The sequence below is a fragment of the Mycobacterium sp. 852002-40037_SCH5390672 genome, assembly GCF_001665875.1.
In the GTDB taxonomy this organism is placed as follows: domain Bacteria; phylum Actinomycetota; class Actinomycetes; order Mycobacteriales; family Mycobacteriaceae; genus Mycobacterium.
Genome location: NZ_LZTA01000126.1, coordinates 1 through 4,091, shown reverse-complemented (window position 1 = coordinate 4,091; position 4,091 = coordinate 1). Strand labels below are relative to the sequence as shown.

The 4,091-nt window shown below is 68.6% G+C and carries 3 protein-coding genes; 2 read left to right on the top strand and 1 reads right to left on the bottom strand.

Going from position 1 to position 4,091, the window contains the following annotated elements; all coding sequences use genetic code 11:
* Nucleotides 1–98: 98 nt before the first annotated feature.
* Complete coding sequence (locus tag A5782_RS22810) at nt 99–1,061, bottom strand: SGNH/GDSL hydrolase family protein (protein WP_156624064.1); 963 nt, start codon at nt 1,059–1,061, stop codon at nt 99–101.
* A 242-nt stretch (nt 1,062–1,303) separates the two neighbouring features.
* Here A5782_RS22810 and A5782_RS22805 point away from each other — a divergent pair, with 242 nt between their 5' ends.
* The gene (locus tag A5782_RS22805) at nt 1,304–2,371 is read left to right on the top strand and encodes an alpha/beta hydrolase (protein ID WP_067104359.1); all 1,068 of its coding nucleotides are present in this window, start codon (nt 1,304–1,306) and stop codon (nt 2,369–2,371) included.
* 67 nt (nt 2,372–2,438) lie between these two features.
* Complete coding sequence (locus tag A5782_RS22800; protein ID WP_067104358.1) at nt 2,439–3,845, top strand: cystathionine beta-synthase; 1,407 nt, start codon at nt 2,439–2,441, stop codon at nt 3,843–3,845.
* Nucleotides 3,846–4,091: the final 246 nt, after the last annotated feature.

Sequence of the window (4,091 nt, the reverse complement as noted above, 5' to 3'; positions counted from 1 at the left end):
GCTCCCTGCAGATCCCTTCAGATCCATTCAGATCCCACAGACGGGGCTGGCTCGCTTCACCATCGGGCGCCACGTCCACCCGATGCGCGAGAACAAATCTAGTCGCTGCCGACCTCGGGGCACGACGACGGGGCAGGTCCGGGTGCCGGACGCCGCCATAGCCGCGACATCACGCTGCTGCGGGTGTGCCGCTGACCGAGCACCGGCGCCGCGGCCGGGACCGGCGGGCTCAGCGGTGGACGCTCCGCCTCCTCGCCCAGCGCGTCGCAGACGGCGAGCAGCAGCGCGTCCGCCGCGAGCGCATAAGCGGGCGCCGAGGGGTGGAAGCCGTCGGCGGAGAACATGACGTCGGGTGTCGCACGGAATTGGGGCGCCATCAGCCGCGCCAACGGCACCGGCACACCACCGGCCGAGCGGACCACCGCGGTCTGCGCCCGGGCAAGCTGCAGGCAACGCTCGTGCGCCAGCGACCGCAGTGGCTGCGGAATGGCGCTGATGAACCCCAGGTCGGGGCACGTGCCGACGACCACCACGGCGCCGCGGGCGCGTAACTTGCGGACGGTCAACGCCAGCCGTTGCGCGGACTGGCTGATGCCGTTGAGGGCGGTCACGTCGTTGGCGCCGACCATGACCACCGCGACGTCCGGCGGTGGACCGGCCACGAACATCGCATCGACCTGACCGCACACGCCTTTGGACGTGGCGCCCACGATCGCCTTGGTGCTCAACCGGATTCGTTTGCCGGTCTGCTCCGCCAGGCCCCTGGTGATCCGTACCCCGGGCACTTCCTCGGCGCTCATGCAGCCGTATCCGGCGGCGGTCGAGTCACCGAAGATCATCAGGTGCAGATCGACCGCCATGCCGCGATGCCACCGTTCCACCGGGCCGCCGCCGCGCACGTAGACGCCGTCCGCGCGGGGCGGGATCTCCCATGACTTGGGAATGATCGTGCGCGCGTGGGACGCCTGGCCGACCAGCAGACTGCGTGCCCCCAGGTAGGCGGTTCCTGTTGAGGCCAGCGCGCCCGCTGTGGCCAGGGCGATTGCCGAACGACGTGGCACCCGCATGGTCACGCAGTCAAGTTTAGAGCGGCTTCGCTGTTCGCGCGGGCGGCTGGAAAACGAACTGATCACGGTGCGAAGCAAAACTGGTATCAAATCAGCTATTTCCTACGTTGCACTAAGCAACGGCTGTCAAGCTGAAGTCAAGGGATGGCTGAGCGCTTTGGCAAACGGCTGAACCAGACACTTGGCCGCCTCGTCACATGCTGTATCGCACTACAACGGCGTAGGAAGTGTTGAGCATGACCGCACCTAGCAAGGAATCGGGGTCGTCGGCAAATACCGTTCGGCCACATGACGTCCTCAGAGCCCGTCGAGCCCAGGCGCGCAAATTCGCGATCAGCGACGGCGCACCGGTCGAGGTCCTGGAATCCGGGCCCAGCGTCGCCGCGCGACTAGCCAACCTCACCTCGCGGCTGACCATCCGGCCGATCCTGTCCGTCGGCAGCCACGTCCCCAACCTGCCATGGCCCTGGGGTCTCATCGACCTCACCGCCCGGGTGTTGATCCCGGCGTCGGCCACCGTCCGCGAGACCGTGCAGCTGGCCCATGCGTCGGCGCAGCTGGTGCGGGCGCCCGGCGTGCTGCCCGCCGACGGCACCCGCCGCGTGATCGTCTACCTCCACGGCGGTGCGTTTTTGACCTGTGGGGCGAACTCCCACGGCAGGCTCGTCGAAGCCCTCTCCAAGTTCGCCGATTCGCCCGTCCTGGTGGTCAATTACCGTCTGCTGCCGAAGAATTCGGTCGGGATGGCGCTGGACGACTGCCATGACGCGTACCAATGGCTGCGGCGGCGCGGATATCAACCCGACCAGATCGTGCTGGCCGGTGACTCCGCGGGCGGCTACCTGGCGCTCACGCTGGCCCAACGCCTGCAGGAGGAGGGCGAGGATCCCGCGGCGCTGGTGGCGATCTCGCCCCTGCTGCAGCTGGCCAAGGAACCCAAGCAGGCCCATCCCAACATCGCGACCGATGCGATGTTTTCGGCCGGAGCGTTCGATGCTCTAGGCCAGCTGGTTGCCGGCGCGGCCGAGAAGAACACAGTCGACGGGAAGCCCGAAGAGATTTACGAGCCGCTGGAGCACATCAAGCCGGGCTTGCCGCGCACGCTGATCCACGTGTCGGGCTCCGAGGTGCTGTTGCACGATGCGCGGTTGGCGGCGAGCAGGCTGGCCGCCGTGGGCGTGCCGGCCGAGGTACGGGTGTGGCCCGGGCAGGTCCACGACTTCCAGCTGGCCGCACCGATGGTGCCCGAGGCCATCCGCTCGCTGCGGCAGATCGGCGACTACATCCGCGAGGCCACCGGTTAGCGGCACGCATGCCCGCTGCGCGGACAGTAGTTGTGCGCCGCGCGAAACCGCCTGAGACGATGAACGCATGCGGATCGCGCAGCACATCAGTGACCTCATCGGCGGCACACCGCTGGTGCGGCTGAACTCCGTCGTTCCCGATGGTGCCGGCATCGTGGCGGCCAAGGTCGAATACCTCAATCCCGGTGGCAGCTCGAAGGACCGGATCGCGGTGAAGATGATCGACGCCGCCGAAGCGAGCGGACAGCTGCGGCCCGGCGGCACCATCGTCGAACCCACCTCGGGCAACACCGGCGTCGGGCTCGCCCTCGTCGCCCAGCACCGCGGCTACAAGTGCGTGTTCGTCTGCCCCGACAAGGTCAGCGAGGACAAGCGCAACGTGCTGATGGCCTACGGCGCCGAGGTCGTCGTATGCCCGACCGCGGTACCGCCCGAGCACCCCGACAGCTACTACAGCGTCTCCGACCGGTTGGTCACCGAAATCGACGGCGCGTGGAAGCCCGACCAATACGCCAACCCGGAAGGCCCGGCCAGCCACTATGCGACCACCGGCCCGGAGATCTGGGCCGACACCGACGGCAAGGTGACCCATTTCGTCGCCGGCATCGGCACCGGCGGAACGATCACCGGCGCGGGCCGCTACCTCAAAGAGGTATCGGGCGGCGCGGTCCGCATCGTCGGCGCCGACCCTGAGGGGTCGGTGTATTCGGGCGGTAGCGGCCGGCCCTACCTGGTGGAGGGAGTCGGCGAGGATTTCTGGCCGCAGGCATACGACCCAGGAGTGCCCGACGAGATCATCGCGGTTTCCGACTCCGACTCATTCGACATGACGCGGCGGCTGGCCCGCGAGGAAGCGATGCTCGTCGGCGGGTCGTGCGGGATGGCGGTGGTCGCCGCGCTCAAGGTCGCCGAGCGGGCCGGCCCCGATTCGATCGTGGTGGTGCTACTGCCCGACGGCGGGCGGGGCTACATGTCGAAGATCTTCAACGACGCCTGGATGTCGTCGTACGGATTCCTGCGCAGTCGCCTCGACGGTTCAATCGAACAGTCCAGGGTCGGCGACGTGCTACGCCGTAAATCCGGTGAGCTGCCCGACCTGGTGCACACCCACCCGTCCGAGACGGTGCGCGACGCGATTGGCATCCTGCGTGAGTACGGCGTGTCCCAGATGCCGGTGGTAGGCGCCGAGCCGCCCGTGATGGCCGGGGAGGTCGCCGGCAGCGTGTCCGAACGCGAACTGCTGTCGGCCGTCTTCGAGGGCCGGGCGAAACTGGCCGACGCGGTCGCGCTGCACATGAGCCCGCCGCTGCCGATGATCGGCGCGGGGGAATTGGTCAGCGCGGCCGGCAAGGCGCTGCGCGATTGGGATGCGCTGATGGTTGTCGAGGAGGGCAAACCGGTGGGCGTGATCACCCGCTATGACCTGCTTGGTTTCCTCTCCGACGGACCTCGGGGGCTGTCCGGGCGCCGGTAGTTCCCGGTGCCGCGCGTGACCATTGACGCGCGCCACGCGTCTCGCCCGGCCGCGACGCGCTCAGGTACTGTTTCGGCCTAGTTCGGCTGGACCCGAGTGGAAGGTTGCCAATGACCGATCAACCGCCGCCCGGTGGCGCTTACCCGCCACCTCCCTCGGCGCCCGGGTCCTCGGGTGGGCACCAGCCGCCGCCGGGCGGGCAGGAAACCCCGCCGCCTCCCCAGGCCCCCGCCGGCGGTTCCTATC